At 57.6% G+C, this 17,295-nt stretch carries 12 protein-coding genes and 1 pseudogene; 1 reads left to right on the forward strand and 12 read right to left on the reverse strand.

What is annotated here, in order from left to right; translation table 11 throughout:
- Positions 1-171: 171 nt before the first annotated feature.
- The 6 genes from J2R80_RS41115 to J2R80_RS41140 all read right to left on the reverse strand — a co-directional run bounded on the left by J2R80_RS41115 (position 172) and on the right by J2R80_RS41140 (position 9,078).
- The gene (locus tag J2R80_RS41115; RefSeq protein ID WP_253640742.1) at positions 172-1,653 is read right to left on the reverse strand and encodes a pentapeptide repeat-containing protein; all 1,482 of its coding nucleotides are present in this window, start codon (positions 1,651-1,653) and stop codon (positions 172-174) included.
- An 832-nt stretch (positions 1,654-2,485) separates the two neighbouring features.
- Positions 2,486-4,198, reverse strand: a complete 1,713-nt coding sequence (locus J2R80_RS41120) for an ABC transporter ATP-binding protein (protein WP_253640743.1) — start codon at positions 4,196-4,198, stop codon at positions 2,486-2,488.
- A complete protein-coding gene (locus J2R80_RS41125) occupies positions 4,199-5,062 on the reverse strand; it encodes an ABC transporter permease (protein ID WP_253640744.1) in 864 nt (287 codons plus the stop codon). It abuts the gene before it with no gap.
- Positions 5,059-6,048, reverse strand: a complete 990-nt coding sequence (locus J2R80_RS41130) for an ABC transporter permease (protein ID WP_253640745.1) — start codon at positions 6,046-6,048, stop codon at positions 5,059-5,061. Before J2R80_RS41130 ends, J2R80_RS41125 begins: the two co-directional genes overlap by 4 nt.
- Complete coding sequence (locus tag J2R80_RS41135) at positions 6,020-7,636, reverse strand: ABC transporter substrate-binding protein (protein WP_253640746.1); 1,617 nt, start codon at positions 7,634-7,636, stop codon at positions 6,020-6,022. The genes J2R80_RS41130 and J2R80_RS41135 overlap by 29 nt, the downstream gene beginning before the upstream one ends.
- A gap of 101 nt (positions 7,637-7,737) precedes the next feature.
- Complete coding sequence (locus J2R80_RS41140; protein ID WP_253640747.1) at positions 7,738-9,078, reverse strand: NtaA/DmoA family FMN-dependent monooxygenase; 1,341 nt, start codon at positions 9,076-9,078, stop codon at positions 7,738-7,740.
- 573 nt (positions 9,079-9,651) lie between these two features.
- On the opposite strand from J2R80_RS41140, the gene J2R80_RS41145 reads away from it, so the two are divergent.
- Positions 9,652-9,798, forward strand: coding sequence for a hypothetical protein (locus J2R80_RS41145; RefSeq protein WP_253640748.1), 147 nt, complete (start codon positions 9,652-9,654; stop codon positions 9,796-9,798).
- An 840-nt stretch (positions 9,799-10,638) separates the two neighbouring features.
- Here the strand turns inward: J2R80_RS41145 and J2R80_RS41150 are convergent.
- The 6 genes and pseudogenes from J2R80_RS41150 to J2R80_RS41175 form a co-directional block, all read right to left on the reverse strand.
- The gene (locus J2R80_RS41150; protein WP_253640749.1) at positions 10,639-11,991 is read right to left on the reverse strand and encodes an amidohydrolase family protein; all 1,353 of its coding nucleotides are present in this window, start codon (positions 11,989-11,991) and stop codon (positions 10,639-10,641) included.
- Positions 11,992-12,121: 130 nt separating this feature from the next.
- The gene (locus J2R80_RS41155; RefSeq protein WP_253640750.1) at positions 12,122-13,015 is read right to left on the reverse strand and encodes an amino acid ABC transporter substrate-binding protein; all 894 of its coding nucleotides are present in this window, start codon (positions 13,013-13,015) and stop codon (positions 12,122-12,124) included.
- A 446-nt stretch (positions 13,016-13,461) separates the two neighbouring features.
- Positions 13,462-14,229 carry an amino acid ABC transporter ATP-binding protein gene (locus J2R80_RS41160; RefSeq protein WP_305884570.1) on the reverse strand — a complete coding sequence of 256 codons (768 nt, stop codon included), beginning with the start codon at positions 14,227-14,229 and terminating at the stop codon, positions 13,462-13,464.
- A 59-nt stretch (positions 14,230-14,288) separates the two neighbouring features.
- Positions 14,289-14,983, reverse strand: a pseudogene (locus J2R80_RS41165) (amino acid ABC transporter permease).
- Positions 14,980-15,771: an amino acid ABC transporter permease gene (locus tag J2R80_RS41170; RefSeq protein WP_253640751.1), complete on the reverse strand. Its 792-nt coding sequence runs from the start codon at positions 15,769-15,771 to the stop codon at positions 14,980-14,982. The pseudogene J2R80_RS41165 and the gene J2R80_RS41170 overlap by 4 nt, the downstream one beginning before the upstream one ends.
- 205 nt (positions 15,772-15,976) lie before the next feature.
- Entirely contained in the window at positions 15,977-17,137 is a 1,161-nt protein-coding gene (locus tag J2R80_RS41175; protein ID WP_253640752.1) for an aminotransferase class V-fold PLP-dependent enzyme, read from the reverse strand.
- Positions 17,138-17,295: the final 158 nt, after the last annotated feature.

Raw genomic sequence — 17,295 nt, forward strand, 5'->3', positions numbered from 1 at the left:
AAAGCTTCTCCGATCGCCTAGTCACGGAAGATACGTTCTGCGTGCTGCACCGACTGATCGCGCGCTGCGCCGGGACGAAAGTTTCACGTCGGCCGCATGGGCATTCTGCCCAACCTGGCCAAGCTAATAACGTTGTCTCTTCCCCCGTTCATCGCTCGTTTTCCCAAGGCGTCAAGTTGACCCTTCTCGACTGCGTTGCATCAACGATGAAAATCCGGCGAGATACTCTGTTGGCTCGCCCGGCGGATCATGCTTCAGAGCGGCTTTCAGTCCTGGACATCGGTCTGCAAAGAACGGTGGCTCGAATGTGGTTATCTTGGCACCCGAAAAATCGACCTTTACGAAGCTGGCCTGGAACGGCGAGATCCCACTCAGGTTCGCGTCGCGCAAGGACGATTGGTTCGCGCGGATGTATGCGACGCGCGTTGCCTCCAGGTTGCTCTCGGTCATTCCCGCCGCGAGATATGCTTGAACCAGATTGGATCCCTGGAAGTTTGCGCGATCCAATGCCATGGATTGCGGGGGATCACCGGTAAGCATCGACCTGTAGAGGTAAGCCTGTGACAAATCTGCATTCTCGAGATCGCAGTCACGCATAAACGCACAGCGGCCACGAAAACCCGTGAACTTGGCGGCGCGCATCGTGCTTTCTGTTATCGAAATGCTTTCGCCTGATGCCCGGGACAGATCCGCTCCATCAAGCTGGCAGGAACGAATTGACGCACCGTTCAAAACGGCGCCGATGAGGTTCGCCTCGGACAGGTTTACGGACAGGAGCCGCGCTTCCGTGAAATCTGCCTGTTCAAGCTCCGCTTTTGAAAGGTTTGACAGGTGCAGATCGGCGAACGGTGCGCTCAGGGCCCTGGCCTTAATCCGCCCGCTCACCTTTGAGAGTCTCAGATACGGAAGATGAGCGCCTTCCAGGATAAGGCCATCGACCGAGGTGGGGCGCATGATCGATAGACAATCTCCCTTCGACTGGAAGAACGAGCAAGCCGCCAGATATGTCTTCGTGATCGTGACCTGGCTCAATTTGGCAAAGCGGAATGAACCCGAAGAAAGGAAGCACTCATTAAGAGTCGAACCTTGCAATTCCGCCCCATCGAATACAGCATGACTCGCGTCGCACTGATAGATGAGAAGTCCACTGAGCATCGCGTTGTCAAAACGCGTCCTCTTCATACTGCAACCGTGGAACAGACCGCCGGTCGCATCAACTACATTGCGCAGACTGGCATCGTCGAAGTTGCACACCTGTGCCGCAATCGCGTGCATATACGCAAAGTCCAGCTTGGCCCCTCGGAAGCTTGCTCTCTCTAGCCCGGGACAGATCAGGTTCGCTCCAGAAAGGTCTGCCCGATCCAGCTTTGCTCCGTAGAGTTGCGCGCGATTGAGGGTGCAGCGCCGCAACGGAAAATCGGATAGGTCGAGACCGCTGAAGTCCTCTGAGGATAGCTGCAATCCAATCCCGGTCTTCCTGATCACCTCCTCAGTTCGCTTCCCCACGGCCGCCACCGCACGTAGCCGATCGGCAGCTCGGCTCCAGTGTCGAACGAACTCTCCATCCGATGAAAAATTGTCTGTCGTACCGCTCCGGTCTTCTGATTCTTGATTCGCGCTGCACACGCAGTTAGCGCCGATCGTTTGCGACATGTCGACGATTCCGTCTTGCCCGGGGCTTTTTTAGCACTTGTTACTCGGCAAACGCCGGTACGCCATGCGATTCGTGCCATCGCCGACTGCCAAATCAAAGCCTCGACGTGCCGATGACGTAGCAAGTTCGCGGCGGGCCTTCCCATCCGTCGGCCGTGTGCTCGTCGACTGAATGCATCATGGCCGTCCACCACCGCCTTGTTGGCGATTGTTGCTCACCGGGGGCCACCGAGGTCGCCAACACAAGCTCGTTTGACTTTTCTGATATGCTTAAACACCCGATTCGTCTCTCCCGGTCGAAGTCCGTCCGTCAACCGAATGCGAGAAGCTCTCAATCTTGCTTCTTTCCCAGAATGAAGCCACGGCTTGCGGCCGAAAGCGATCGCTTACGTAGAGCCGTACTCGGCAGTACCTGAGCAATGACCGTGCCAGCCGATCAGCTGTAATAAGGGGCTGAATAAATGCGATGAAGTCGAGATCGTCGGATCGACGCCAGGTGTTTTGAACCTGACAAAAGCCGACGCTTGTCGGGGATCGCACCAGGTTCGCGAGGAGACCGCAAGAAACCAGGTTCCGATCTTGCTCGCGAGACGGCGATGGCCGAGAAGGTTCCGGCACATAGTCAAGGAATTCGGCACGTTCCAGGCGTATAGTTAGCGAAACAGTGTACGAGCTCGAGTGGTCCGCCCCGCGCGCCGGCCGACCCATCGCGAACCACACTGGCGGTGCGATGAACGAGCGCGCAATCGTGACCGAACCGGCGCGCAAAATGGTAGTGCCTCCCGATTGAAGATCCGCTATTTATGACCCAGAAAGTCGAATTCGGCAGCATTCACGCGATGCCTCTTTCGAGAATCATTGACGGACGACTTATCTCAGAATCGCGCACAAGACGGGGCATGGCGGCGATAAGGCTCCTGGTATATTCAGATTGTGGATTGAGGAATATCTCTTCAGTAGCGCCACAGTCGACAATTCTCCCCTGGCGCATCACGATGATGCGATCGCTGATATGACGAACAACGCCGAGATCATGGGAGATGAAGAGATAACTCATGCCGAGGTGGCGCTTTAGATCGCCGAGCAGGTCCAGGACTTGGGCCTGGATCGAGACGTCGAGCGCCGAAACCGGCTCATCGCAGACGATCACGGCAGGATTAGGCGCGATCGCGCGCGCGATTGCGACGCGCTGGCGCTGACCGCCCGAGAGCTCGAGCGATCGTCGGCCAAGCAAGGCGCTCGACAGCCCGACCAGATCGAGCAGCTCGATAACGCGCTCCTGACGCTTGCGCGATGTCTCCACGTCCATCGATAGGCTATCGGATAAAATGCGACCGACGGTCCAGCGTGGATCAAACGAGCTAAGAGGATCCTGATATATAATCGATATCGACCGCCGGCGAGCCCGCCGTTCACGTTCGGCAAGCGTGGTCCAGGCCCGGCCTTCAAACTGGACGGCTCCCCCGTCCGGTCCCTCGAGCGCGAGAACCATGCGCGCCATCGTGGACTTTCCTGACCCGGACTCACCCACGATGCCCAAAGTCTCGCCGGATCGCAATTCAAATGAGACGCCGTCGACGGCTGCCCGTAAGGAGCCATCTGGGCCCTTGAAGCGCTTCACCAGGTTTGTCGCTTCGAGCACGATGGAGCGAGATGTCGGCGGCCATTGCACGGGTGGCTCCGTTTGCTCGCCAATGGCCGATGATGAGAGACGTGAGCCACGCGGCCGGCCTGACGGCACGGCGTCCAGCAGCTGACGAGTATAGGAGTGTCGTGGATCTCCGAATATCTGAGCGGCGGTACCGCGTTCGACGACCTCGCCTTGACGCATGACGAGGACCTCATCCGCCACGCGGGAGACCACTGCCAGATCGTGACTGACCAGGATCAGAGCTTTACCTCGCGTTTTGGTTTCCTCGAGCAGTGCCAGCACCTGAGCTTGCGCTGTCACGTCGAGAGCGGTGGTCGGCTCGTCGGCGATGAGCAGGTGTGGATCGAGCGCGAGTGCTGCGGCGATGAGTGCCCGTTGGCGTTGACCACCGGACAATTGCTGCGGCAGTTGCTTGGCCTTGATTTCGGGTTCAGGGATGCCGACGAGCTTGAGGAGAGCAATCACGCGCTGTGCGAGCTCCTGGCGTGATGATACGGCACCATGCAGGCGCAGTCCCTCGCCAATCTCTTTGCCGACCCGGCGAAGCGGGTCCAGTGAGACGAGTGCATCCTGTAGTACGAAGCCAATCCCGTTGCCGCGAATGCGCCGCCAACCACGATCGTGAAGGCCGATCAGGTCCGTTCCGTCGAAGCTCAGTTGGCGTGCATGGACCCTGGCGTGGCGACCGGCGAGGCCTATGAGAGCCCGCGCGGTCACGCTCTTGCCTGAGCCGGACTCACCGACGATCGCAAGGCACCGCCCCGGGCGTAAGGAGAAGGAGACATTGCGCACGACCGCTTTTGCGGAGATGTCGCGCCCGAAGGAAACATGCAGCGAATCGACCGTGAGGAGATCTGCCTGCTGCGAGACAGGCTTGGGAGGAGCCTGCAGCATTCAAATTTTTCCTTCCAGACGGTCCTGCAGGTGGCCTCCGACAATGGTGAGGCTGAGGGCAAAAATCGTCACGGCCAGTCCGGGTATGATCTCCAGCCACCACGCATAGATCACATAGTTGCGGCCGGCATTGAGCAGCGCACCCCATTCAGGGGCCGGGGGAGCAACGCCAAGACCTAGAAAGGCCAGGCCGGACGCCCAGATAATCGCCTGACCGACCCCGATCGTCACCATAGCCGTCAGCGGGCTCATCGCGTTCGGAAGAATATGCCTCCAGACGATACGTGGAAACGGATGTCCGAGGGCCTTGGCTGCCTCCACGTACCCGGTCCCCTTGATAGATAGCATCTGGCCCCTGATCATGCGCGCATAGCCGGGCGCCGCGCCGATTCCGACGGCTATGACCTCAGTCAGCACCGACGGCCCAAAGACGGTCACGAACACCAGGGCGAGCAAGAGCGTGGGAATTGCGAAGAGCACGTCGAAAATCCGGGTGAGAATGCTGTCGAGCAGGCCACCGGAAAGCGCGGCGGCGACGCCGAGAATGAGTGCAACGGACATGCTCAGTGCGGTCGCACCAAGTCCGATGGCAAGCGATTGGCCAGCCCCCTCCAGCACGCGGGAGTAGAGATCCCGGCCCAATTGATCGGTACCCAACCAATGGACGATCGAAGGCGACTGCAATGACGAGCTTAAATCAATAGCGAGCGGGTCGTGCGTCTGCAGCACCTTTGGCGCGATGGCCGCGAGGACGAAGAAGCCAATGGCGGCAAGCGAGGCAGCAACCCGGAAGGGAACATAGCAGATGAATTCCAGGAGTTCTCCGAGCGGCCGAGACACCGTGACTTCTACGGACCTGCTCATGTCAGCTTCATCCTCGGATCGAGTATCCGGTAAGCCAGATCAACAATCACACTGACAAGGACGAATAGGCCGGCAGAGATCAAAACAGCTCCCGAGACAATCGGAACGTCCCGCGAGGACGTCGCGGCAACGAGAACTCCACCTAGGCCTTGACGGGCGAAAACGACCTCTATCAAGATCGCCCCCGAAAGAAGCTTGCCAAGAGCCCAACCTGACAACGTAATGCCGGGCAATGCGGCATGACGCAGGACGTGGTGAAGTCTGACGCCGAAATCACTCATGCCTCGAGCTCGCGCGGACGTAACGAAGGGCTGCTCGAGCACGCGCGTGAACTCGTTCAGAACGACTTGTCCGAAAAAGCCCGACAGTTCGAGCGCCAGCGCAAGGGTTGGGAGAACCAGTCCCATCGGCGAACTTTCCCCGACAACGGGAAAAATCCGCAAGTTCACCGCAAAGATGACGAGCAGAATTGTAGCTAACCAGTAAGGCGGTACGGTTGCCAGGAAGATTTGCGCGCCGCTGAGCAGCTTCGACCATATGTTGTCTCTGCCGGCGATCAACAGGGTGGTCAAGATGGCAATAGCCCATGCCATCAGCAGCGCGGCGATCGCCAGAACGATAGTTGGACCAATCTGCTCTGCGATGATCCCCGCGACTGCTCGATGCTGCTGGTATGATTCACCAAGATCGCCGTGCAGGATGCACCATACGTACTTGGCATATTGAACCACGAGCGGTTGATCAAAGCCGTATTGCGCATTGATGGCTGCGAGCTCTGCCGGAGCCGCCGGCCCGACATTACCACTCCGTACATTGATGATGATCTGCGCGCGATCGCCGGGCAGCAAACACTGAATCAGGAACGCAAATGTTGCTGCAGCCCAGACGACAGCCACGCCGGAGAGTATGCGGCGCGCGAACCAAACAAGCGGATTGTGGGCTACGCGCTTCACGGCCTCATTTCCGTTCATCAAAATGAGCATCATAGAAGACGGGCTCGCCCACTGACCCGTGGTCCAGCCACACGTCTTTCAGATTAGGGCTGGTAGCCAAAGTCACGTCCAGCACCGTGAAGCCAATCACAGGAGCCTCATCCACGATCTTCCGTTCCGCCTGCTGATAAAGACCCTTACGTTCAGCGCTACTGAAGTCCTGCTCCGCCCTTTGGATCACCTCCCAAAGCGCCGAATCCTGGAAGCGCGACGGATTGAATCGATTGGGTTCACCATTCTGGTCCGGCTTCCATGAAATTCGGAATATCTCGGCGCCGGGTGCAACCCAATAGAGCAGCACGATTTCATAATCATCCGGGCCGAGGTTTCTTCCGGCGAAGAAATCAGCGGGATTAGTGGGTTGAAGACGTACGTCAAAACCGGCCGCCCTTGCCTGCTGTTGGATTACTTGCAAGGCTTGCTCGCCATCGGGCTTCAGAAAAGCGTTCGAATAGGAAATACGTACCGTCAGTGAATTGCCGTTCTTGACACGGACGCCGTTACGGTCGCGCTCGGTCCAACCCGCCTGATCAAGCAGCTGATTGGCTTTCCGAATATCGTACGCATAGGCCCGCCCGAGTTCGTGCAGGTATTCCGGCGAGCTTTGACTTAGCGCACCGTTGCCTTCAAATGGCAAAGAGCCAAGGAAGGATGTGTCAACCGCGGCCTTTCGATCAGTAGAATAAGCAAAAGCCTTGCGGACGAGTACGTCGTCAAACGGGGGCCTGGCCGCATACAATGCAAGGCGTAGAGGGGTGCCGCCGGTAATATGCCGCAATACTGGAAAGCGGGAATTAGCGTCTTTCCATGCAATGGCCGGGATATCGTAAATGGCATCGGTCTCGCCCGTGATCAGCGAGCCATATCGGACAGTCTGATCTGGCAGAAACTTCCAGCTGATTCCGTCAACGTAAGCCGGGCCCTGGTGTTTCGCGGTGGCCGGCGCCCAATTGTAGTCGGGATTACGGCGGAAGGTGACTTCCCGCCCATGGCGCCACTTGTCGACGATGAAAGGACCCGAGCCGACCGGGTTCTCGCAATTCACCGCAAGCCCACGTTTGAGCGCGGTTGGCGACAGAATACCTTGTGAGGATTGAGCGAACACGTTGAGCAAGGGCTCAAACGGCACCTTCAAGGTTACCTGCAGCGTCAGGGGAGCGATTGCCTTTGCCGATTCGAAGCTGTCGCTAAGATACGGAGCGGCAGTCGGATTGCGAAGATCGGGATCATTGCTGAGCCACCCGTTGATATTGTCAGCGATGGCCTGCGCATCGAGAGCAGTCCCGTCCGTGAACTTCACATTTGGTTTTATCTCGAATGTGTACACCTTTTTGTCGTCGGAGATGGTCCAGGACTCGGCCAACCATGGCGCAATCTTGCCGTCGTCGCTACGAGCAACCAGATTGTCACTGTACTGGCGTTGCAGGTACCATTGCTGCACCCACCCGCCGAACAGGCAGGCAGGCTCTTGAAAATGTCCATAACGGATAACGCCTCCCCGCTTCACGGCTACCCCTTCTTGGGCATGAACGCTGGGTGTCCATTGAGACAGGCCTGAGAGCACGGCAAGGGTGGCCGCCATCTTTCGTGCTAGATGGTTCGACCGGCCAGTGAAGCGCCTCGTGGGTCGCGCAGTCGGTGAAAGCATATCCAGGCTCCGGAGCGTTTGATGTTGAGGAAACGTCACAGCGGTGAGCTAGCTGCGGCTCTTGTCGGCTCAGAAGGAATCGAAATTCCAAAATGCTCCCGCAGTGTCTGCCCGCGATATTCTTTGCGAAACAGTCCGCGCTTCTGCAGGATGGGCACCACATTGTCGACAAAGGCCGGAGTGCCATCCGTCAGCACGTCCGGAATGATATTGAAACCATCGACCGCGCCAGCGCGGAACCATGCTTCAATCGAATCCGCGATCTGCTCGGGTGCGCCTACGATCAGGCGATGCCCAAACGCTTGAACGCCACTGATGATCTCGCGAACCGTCCGGCCTTGACGTGCAAGGACTTCAATCGTGCGATGGTGGCCGACAGAAAACGGAACCTTGTCTGCATCGGGCAAAATCTCCTGCGGGATGGTGCTTTCGAGGCTGAGCTTCTCGACCGCCACGCCCATGCTTCGTGCAAGAGCAGCCACGGCGCGCTCCAGATCGAGCAGCTCGTCCAGCTGCTCTTTGCGACGAGCCGCCTCTTCCTCGGTTCCCCCGATGCAGGTGACCAGCCCTGGCAGGATGAGCGGAGCCGCGGGCCGTCCGAATTGCCGCGAGAGCGCGCGCAGGCGCGCGGCCTCCTGCAGCGCCGTTGCCAAGTCCCCGGCGGCCGCAAACACGACATCTGCACTGCGGGCACCAAGCCGCAATCCGGGCTCCGAACCGCCTGCCTGAACGATGACTGGAAGACCTTGCGACGAAGCGGGATGCGTAAGCGGGCCTCGGATACCGAAGATATTCGTAGTTGGGTCGAGAAGCCGGAATTGACTCTGATCTGCATAAACACCCGCAGCCTGATCGGCGATGATCATCTTGTCGCTCCAGCTCAGCCAGAGAGCACGGACGGTTTCAACGAAGTCCTCGGCGCGTCTGTAGCGATCCGCTCGTGCGATCTCTTGACCGCCAAAGTTCGCGACCGTCGCCGGGCTCGAGGTCGTGACGGCGTTCCAGGCGACGCGGCCACCGCTGATGACATCGAGAGATTGGAAACGCCGGGCGAGATTGTATGGCTCATTGTAGGTTGTCGACGCCGTCGCGATCAGCCCAATCCGCTTCGTTTCGCGGGCAATCACAGAGAGAACCAGCGTAGGCTCGAGCCCATTCAGCGGCGGCTGGTGCGTAATGTCGGAACTTATCGCGGGCGTATCGGCGACGAATACGGCATCCAGCAGACCGTGCTCCGCAAGCTTCGCGGCCCGGACGTAGTGCTCGATATCGAAAAAGGCGCTTGGATTTGTGCCCGGCCAGCGCCACGCGGCAGAGTGCCCGCCAGCCCCATGAAGATTCAAGCCCAGATGAAGCATGGAGTTGACCGAAGACATCACACCTCCGAATGCGACGGCCTCTGAGCCGCTCGCCGGGTCTTGACGTCAAGCCGATCTCCGCCTGCGATTTCGGCGGCCCCCCTGCCCTTTCGCGCAGGCCCGCCCTGAATGCCGCCGAGCGACCGATTTGAGAGCGCTGATAATAAGCCGCCAATTGATACCGGGCGGCTATCACCGAAGAGGCCTTGGCCAGGCCTTCCGATGTTCTCGGAGCCGGCGCGCCTCAGAAGAGCTTCGACCACGATAGTTGCCGAATGACGCCGAACTGTGTGCAGCGCTTTTGCAACCCCGATTTGATTCCACACGAGTGCACTCACATCGGCTCTCCACTACTCATCAAGAGCTCGCTTCGTTCTCAGGAAGGTGCTGTCGACGCGCCCATTTGCGACCGTAATGTTTTGGACCGACCGAGCGAGCTCAAGCTGGACGATCTGTAGAGGTCAAGAGCAGCTAAACGCAATAGTTGAGTATTTCAATCTAACATCCTCGGTTGGCATCCTCTTCTATTTCGATGTCTATCTTCCCATCGCTAACCAGACTCGTCTCTGGTCAGGTTCACCGAGCAAGTCGATGCATGACTACAGTAACTTCGAGCGGCAACGCCGCCTCGCGGCCAACCGGCATGAATCGATGCGTTCGACGACACATGAGACATTTGGCGCAACAGTTTTGATCAACTGCTTTCTGCCGCGCTTCAAAGTTGAAGCCAGCCATTGAGGTGAAGCCAAGCCAATCATCCAATAATGCGATGAAATACTGCAGATTCTCGATGCCCCCGTGACACAATCCTGGCGGCCGAGATTGCTACTGAGGTCACGCGCGCGCGCCCAGGCCGCATGCCTTGGCGGGCTTGATCAGCGGCCTCAGAGATCAGCCTCAATCTGCACTCGGCCGACGTGGTGCTGAACCGGTGCAAACGCCGGTGATGAGGTCGAAAGAAATTATGCAACACAGGGGCGTGCAATTCAGCATGAAGCGTCGGCAGGCGAATGGCACTAAAGTTTTGAGATGGGCGGCAAGACGACCGGCGCCAAAGCCCGAACGAGATTGCAGCTTCTTACAGTCCGTCGGGTCAAGGATTGCATTAGTCGTGACCTGAATCGCGGTGCGGAACGTCAGAGTTGATATTGCCGTGGATGCTTCTGCCAGCTGCGCGAGCTCAATCTCTGCCGCCTTGGGATCGGGGGTACCAGTTGGCCCGCATATCGAACTTGATGCGCACGCGCCGCACTGGCGCAATTCACGATTGGACATCGCCATCAGACGACGAGCGGTGCCTCCCCTTGGCCGTGGCTCTCGGCCCGGGCGTCCACCGGTAACGCAATGTCCTAGCTGCAGCCAGGCTAATGATGAGCGCGGCCGTTGCTGAGTGTTGTCGGCGGCCTGCGGTTCGTACCTGTCGTCGAACAGGCGGATGAACCGGCAGTCGCGCGGAAAGAAAGCGTCCGTCCGGGAGCTCGAGCGCTGTATCACGCTCGATGCGCTGGGCGCGCCAACCACCCTCACATCGCTGATGGTCATGGATGTAGACAAACTTTAAACGAGGTTGTGCGCCATTCACCGCTGCGTCGTATCCTCCCGATGCGCTTTCTGAAAGAACTGAAGCGCGTTGCCGCGCATGATCCGGTCAATCAAGTCACGGGTGTCCTCGAGCGCGATCCAGCCTTCGGCGACCAATTGCGAGAGAGCTCGTGCGATTCCACGGCGCGCTACGCACGCATGGCCATAAATTGGCTCGACAGCGACATAGTCGCCGCCAAAGGTGAAGATCTTGTTGGACGGAACCGCCATCAAAAACTCCTTCAAGAAGCGAACGCCCGCCACGGGGTTGATGATCCATGCCCAGCACATGTCGATCGCCGCGTTAGGATAATGTTTGGCCAACGCAATAAACTCGTGCTCGTATGGGTAGCCAATATGCATGAGGACGAATCGGGTTTCGGGAAAGTCCTGCAGCAGACGGCAGAGATCTGCTGCATTGCTGCGAGTACGCGCGAGTTGCATCACGCCGTGGCCCGCCAAAACGCCGGTGTGCAGTTTGACCGGCAGGCCGTACTCGCCAGCCTTGCTGACGCAATAGCGGAATAGATAGTCTTGCAGCGCCTTAAGGTCCTCAGGACCAAGGGCGTGCAATGCGCCTACCCTGTCGGCATGGTGCGGGAATAGTCTTGCGGCATGCGCCTTGGTGACCGGCTCGAAATTGAGAGCGCGAGAATAGGCAATTTGCGATTTTACAGCCACGGCTTTGGCGGCGTAAGTCGCAAAATAAAAGTCTATAACCCCGAGCCATTCATCGAGCGTGGTGGGGCGTCTGCCCGTCTCGGCTTCCACCCACGCAAAGTCAGCAGCACTACACCGGCACAATTGAAGGATGCTTATGTCGTGGTCGAGCAACCCTGGCTGCTCGGTCTCCATAAAGATGCGCTGTAGCGAATTGACGTGACAGCCGTTGATGTTTGCCAGCTCCAGAATCCGTGCGTAAAAACCCGGCTGAACGGTTTGATGGTATTTCTCGGCGATCCGGGGCAGGCTTTCGTCGGACAGGTCTTCTTCACCGTAAACGCCACGAAATGTATGGCGCAGCGCCTGGGCGTAGCCGGTGTGACGGATCCGTTCCCAATAGGGCGCGATCAGCCGATATTTTTCCTGGCTCGTAAGATCCGGCCCGAGAAACGCTCGCAGGTCGCTCACTGGCAGGCCCGCAACCACCAGATCCTCGGCAGCATAGGATCTGAATAGATAGGCCCAGTCGTTGCATGGCAATGTCCGTGGATGGACTGCTCCAGAAAGGCGCTGGCTTTCCTCGATCAGGTGTTCATGGGTGTCCACAAATGGCGTCTGCTCGACCCATTGCGCGATTTGTCGATCCGCGTCCGTCATCGACTCCCAGCCAACCGCTCCGCTTCTCATTTCACGCTCCCTTTAGGTGACGACAGTTGCTTGCGTCAGCACTCGCGATCACAACCAGCATTGTGACCATGCTGCAGGTCTGGCGTTGACGTCCTATTGCCGCAGCGGCTTCGGCTCGCCGCGGTCAAGCTCAGTAATCGACGACATCACTGGGGTGAGCGACGCGCTCCTTGAGCGCATCGGGCATTGGGAAGTTCAGATTGATATTTTTCGGCGGGATCGCAGCCACGAACCATTTGTCGTAGATTTTGGTGAACTCGCCGGAAGCCATGAGTTTGGAGAGAACGTCGTCGACTATCTTTTTGAAGTCGGGATCATCCTTCGAGAACATCAGGCCATAATAGTAAATGGTACCATAGTTAGCTTTTAGAAAGATGAGGTCGGTTGGTTTCGAATAATCCGCCTTCATACCGGCCAACAGAATGTCGGCTTCCACCCACGCCGCCACACGACCGGTCGTGAGCAGCAGCAGCGATTCCGCATGGTCTTTGGCTTGCGCGATTGTCAGGTTGAGATCGTCCTGCTGCGAAATGCCTTTGGCGATGCCAAGAGCATCGGACCCTTGAGTTACGACAACGGTCTTCCCTTTCAGATCTTTCGGCGTCTTGAGCCCGCTCGAGGCCTTTGCGAGCCAAGCCGTTTGACTGGCGAAGGTCGCAACGCTGAATGAGACCTGTTCTAGACGCTGCTTACTGCTGGCTGTGCCACCGCACTCGATGTCGATCGTGCCATTCTGGATAAGTGGAATACGATTGGACGAGTTGACGGGCGTAAGCTTTGTCTGAATGTCCGGAGTACCGAGATCAACTTTCAGACGATCGACGACGTGCGCGCACAGCTCGAGAGAAAAACCAACAGGCTTCTGGTCAGCGCCGAGATAGGAAAAGGGTATCGAAGCTTCGCGATAACCAATGGTGATCACCTTTTTAGATTTGATGTTTTCAAGCGTTTGGCCCGCTTGGACCTTGGAGATCGCCATTAGGGTGATCGCAGTCGCTGAAAGCAGTGCAAGCACTTTAGCCATGGGAATTCCTTTGCTTCATATGAAACGCGGCTTTTGCGCCTTTGATCTGGGCAGCGCGTGCGCTGCCAGCGATCCGTGCGCGATCAGCCGTCTAAGATGACCGCTTCCAACCGCCGGCAGACGCCTTAGTCCCCGAAGCTGGGCAGCGCACCATGCGCTCACTCCGAACCGCACATAAACCGGGCAGCACTCAACCGTGGCTAAATGATAGGCCGCGGGCGCTATTGGCACCACATAAATGTCAGTTTACGAGTTCTTTAATTTCGAAATATGATAATTCTTCTATAGGCTAAGACGCCGAGAACGACGGCTCGCCTTCCCCACCCGCGATATGCTCCAGCGCGTGGGCATACGCGATCGCGTCATTCGCGCTCCGTCGGCGATGCGCTGGTCATACTCTAAGTGTCTGCCATGGCGTTTCACGGAAGACGGCGCGTGGCGCGATCTCAGTGAATGATCTGGTTGAGGAAGGCTTTCGCGCGGTTCGTGTTCGGCGCTCGAAAGAAGGTGCTCGGATCGCCCTCTTCCACGATTGCGCCGCGATCCATGAAGACCACACGATCCGCAACTTCGCGCGCAAAACCCATTTCGTGCGTGACGCAGACCATCGTCATCCCGTCCTGCGCGAGCTCAACTATGGTCTCGAGCACCTCCTTGACCATTTCCGGATCGAGGGCAGACGTCGGCTCGTCAAAGAGCATGATCTTGGGCTGCATGCACAGGGCGCGAGCTATAGCGACACGTTGCTGTTGGCCGCCCGACAATTGCGCCGGATATTTCTTGGCCTGATCATGGATCCGGACTTTCCTCAGCAGGGCCATCGACCGCTCATGCGCCTCGGGCTCAGCAAGGCCTCTGACCTTCATCGGAGCCAGCATGCAATTTTCGAGCACCGAGAGATGTGGAAACAGGTTAAAGCTCTGAAAGACCATGCCGACTTCAGAGCGAACGTTATTGATGTCGCGAATCCGGTCTGTCAGTTCGATCCCATCGACGACTATACGTCCGGAATCGTGCTTTTCGATATGATTGATGCAGCGGATGAGAGTCGACTTCCCGGAACCCGATGGCCCGCAGAGTACGATCTTTTCTCCTTTTGCGACTTTGAGGTTGATGTCGCTGAGGGCATTGAAGCTGCCGAATCGCTTGACGAGGTGCTCGACGACAACCATCGGGAACGGGTCAGCTGGGCTAACTGTGCGCTCTTGCTGCATGCTGATCTCCAGGTTATAGCCCCAGGGAACGACGGGCCATCAGATTATGATTGACTTGACTATCGGCGGGCGCCCGCGATCGCGTACTTCTTTCGGAGCGAGGTGACAAATTGGGACGCGCCGCAGCTTACGATGAGATAAACAACGGCCACTGCGAGGTACATCTCGACGAGACGACCATTGAGCTGTGCGAGCTTCGAAGCCGCACCAAGGAGATCCGTGAGCGATAGAACGTAAACAAGGGACGTATCCTGAAACAGGATAATGGTCTGGCTCAGTATGATGGGGCTTGCGACCCGAAACACCTGCGGAAGGACGACATGGCGATACGTATCGAATGTCGACAGGGCGAGAGCCTGGCACGCCTCGAATTGTCCTTTGTTCACTGCGCGCAATCCGACACGGATGATTTCCGAATAGTAGGCGGCTTCGAACAGGCCGAACGTAAAGAACGCTGTATAGGTGGCACCGACTGGAACTGGGCGACCGTTGCCTGACAGGTGCCCAGAACGATGGGCACCAAGAAGAAGAACCAAAACAGGACTAGAATAAGCGGAATCGATCGCATCAGGGCGACATAACTACGGACGAGCGGGCTCAGAACGCGGAGCTCAAAGTGCTGCACGAGGGCGAAGAGCGTTCCAAGAAACATCCCGATCAAGAAGGCGGCAGCCGCCAAGGAAAGCGAGAACAGCAATCCTGACCAAAGATAGGGCCATGCCTGTACGACAATCGAGAAATCGAGACTGTTCATTTCACGACCTCCATACCGCTAGGGAGGGAGCTTTCCAGCTTCACATCGTCGAAATCTGACCCGCCGGTCTCCCTACCCGGTGCGGTACCAGGTATGCGCACGGCTTTATCGATGAACATCATCGTCTGGTAGGCGATCAAAGCCAAAGCGAGATAGATGAGTGTGGCGGCGCCGAATGCCGCGAAGGTTTGGAACGTCGCGTCGCTGATTTGGCGCGCCTGGGCGGTCAGCTCCATCAGACCGATGGTTAGAGCAACGGATGTATTCTTATAGATGCCCATCACCTCGCTTGTCAGGCTAGGTACGATAAGGCGAAGTGCCTGCGGCAGGATGATATGACGATACGCCAGGTAACCACTCAGGCCGAGTGCGGCAGCCGCTTCATCTTGCCCCCTGGGCAAGGCTTCGATGCCAGCGCGAATCTGTTCTGCGATGCGCGCGGCGGTGTAGAGGCCCAGGCACCACAAGGCCGGAAAGAAAGATCCCCAAGGCAGAGGTATCTGCTTTATCCAGTCGCCCATGGTCGTTGGAAGAAGCTCGGGCAGGACGAAGTACCAGAGAAACATCTGCACGAGAACGGGGATGTTTCGGAATATCTCAACGTACAATCGAGCTAGGGCCCGGAAGAAGGGGTTCTGCACAGTTCGACCTATGCCGACGACGACTCCGATTGCGAATGCAATCCACCAGCCGAAGAAGGCGAGCGCCAACGTCCAACCGAGACCCGAAAGAAGCCAGTCGATGTAACGCTGGCCATCCACGGTCTTTTCAAGAAGAACAGTGAACATCGCGAACCTCACGATTGCGGGTGTGCACGACGACCACGCTCAAATGATCGCTCATCGTGCGCGTTGTGCCGGTACTAATCGACCGCGCCAGCTGAATGCAAGATCCTCTCCTTCGGCGTATCGGCAAGCGCAAAGCCATGATCTTCGCGCTTTGGCAGGATCAGGCCGTCCGCTTCGAGCACCTTTTCTCTAACTGCTCCCATGCCTACGCAGCCTTGAATGAATTTTTTGACAGCCGTCCGCGGATGAGATGCACTAAGCGATCCACATCGTCGATCGTGTTGAACATGCAGAACGATATACGGATGCCGTCACGCTCTGGGGAAACACGCACGCCATTCCCTTCGAAGTAGCTGAGCCATTCTGTCGCGGGAAGACCGACGACGTAGATGTGAGGCGATCGATGTCGCCGCTGACGCGGACCTATGAGACTGACGCCGAGATTGTCCAGCTGAGCGAGCAGATGATCACCTAAATCGAAGCAATGGTTCTGAATGTTCTTCACACCGATCTGCTCGATCATGTCGAGCGAGGCTCCGAGCGCATGAATTGCAGGAAGGTTGAAGTTGCCTAACTCGAAGCGTCGCGCGGTGGGAGACGACGCCAAGCGATCGGGACGAGTGATAAGGTCGTCAGGAATTTCTGCCAAACTGGCAGCGGCAAGATAGGCGGGCTCCAGCTCCTTCAGAGTCTGGTCCCAATAGAGCAATCCGAGACCTTGAGGGACGAGCAATCCCTTGTGACTTCCGGAGCCCACGAAAGTCGCCTGGATGGCCTTCACATCGATAGGAACGACCCCGATTGCCTGCATGACGTCGACGACGAAGTAGAGCTTCTTATCCGCGCAAAGAGCGCCGATACTCTCGATATCGAAGCGATGTCCCGCGTGGAAGGTTACGTGCGACAGCGAAATCGCGCGAGTTGTGTCGTCGATGTAGGGAAGAAAAGCCTCGGCGTTTACGACATCCGTCATGGGAAGGAAGTCAATCCGGACACCCTTCTTCTTCAAATTGAGGAAAGCATAGGTGTTGTTTGGATGGTCGCCATGGATCATCAAAACGCTATCGCCGTCTCGCAGAGGCAACGCGTTCGCCGCGATGTTCATGCTTTCCGATGTATTCTTGGTGAAGGCGATTTCGTTGGCCGACACCCCAAGGAAACGGGCTACTTTGGCACGCGTTTGCTCAACCCGATCGAGCCACACGCTCTTCGGCCCGGCGGTCTCCAAGCCTTCACGAAGAAAGGTTTCGATGGCGGCCATTACGGGACGCGCTAGCGGCGCCTGAAAACCGGAGTCGAGGTAAACCATCCTTTCGGCTACAGGGAACTCCTTGCGCACAGCTTCCACGTCGTAATGACGAGACATTCCCACTCCCCTTTCAAAACGCGTCGCCCGTATTGCCAAGTTTCCTGGGCTTGATCGCCATCCAAACCGGGCCTGTGCCGTGCACAAAAACCGATCAACGAGCGCCGACGCCAACGATATGAGCAAACTGGAGCTTAATCCAGGTCATTTTTCATATT

This window comes from Bradyrhizobium sp. USDA 4541 (assembly GCF_024171085.1).
GTDB lineage: Bacteria > Pseudomonadota > Alphaproteobacteria > Rhizobiales > Xanthobacteraceae > Bradyrhizobium > Bradyrhizobium australafricanum.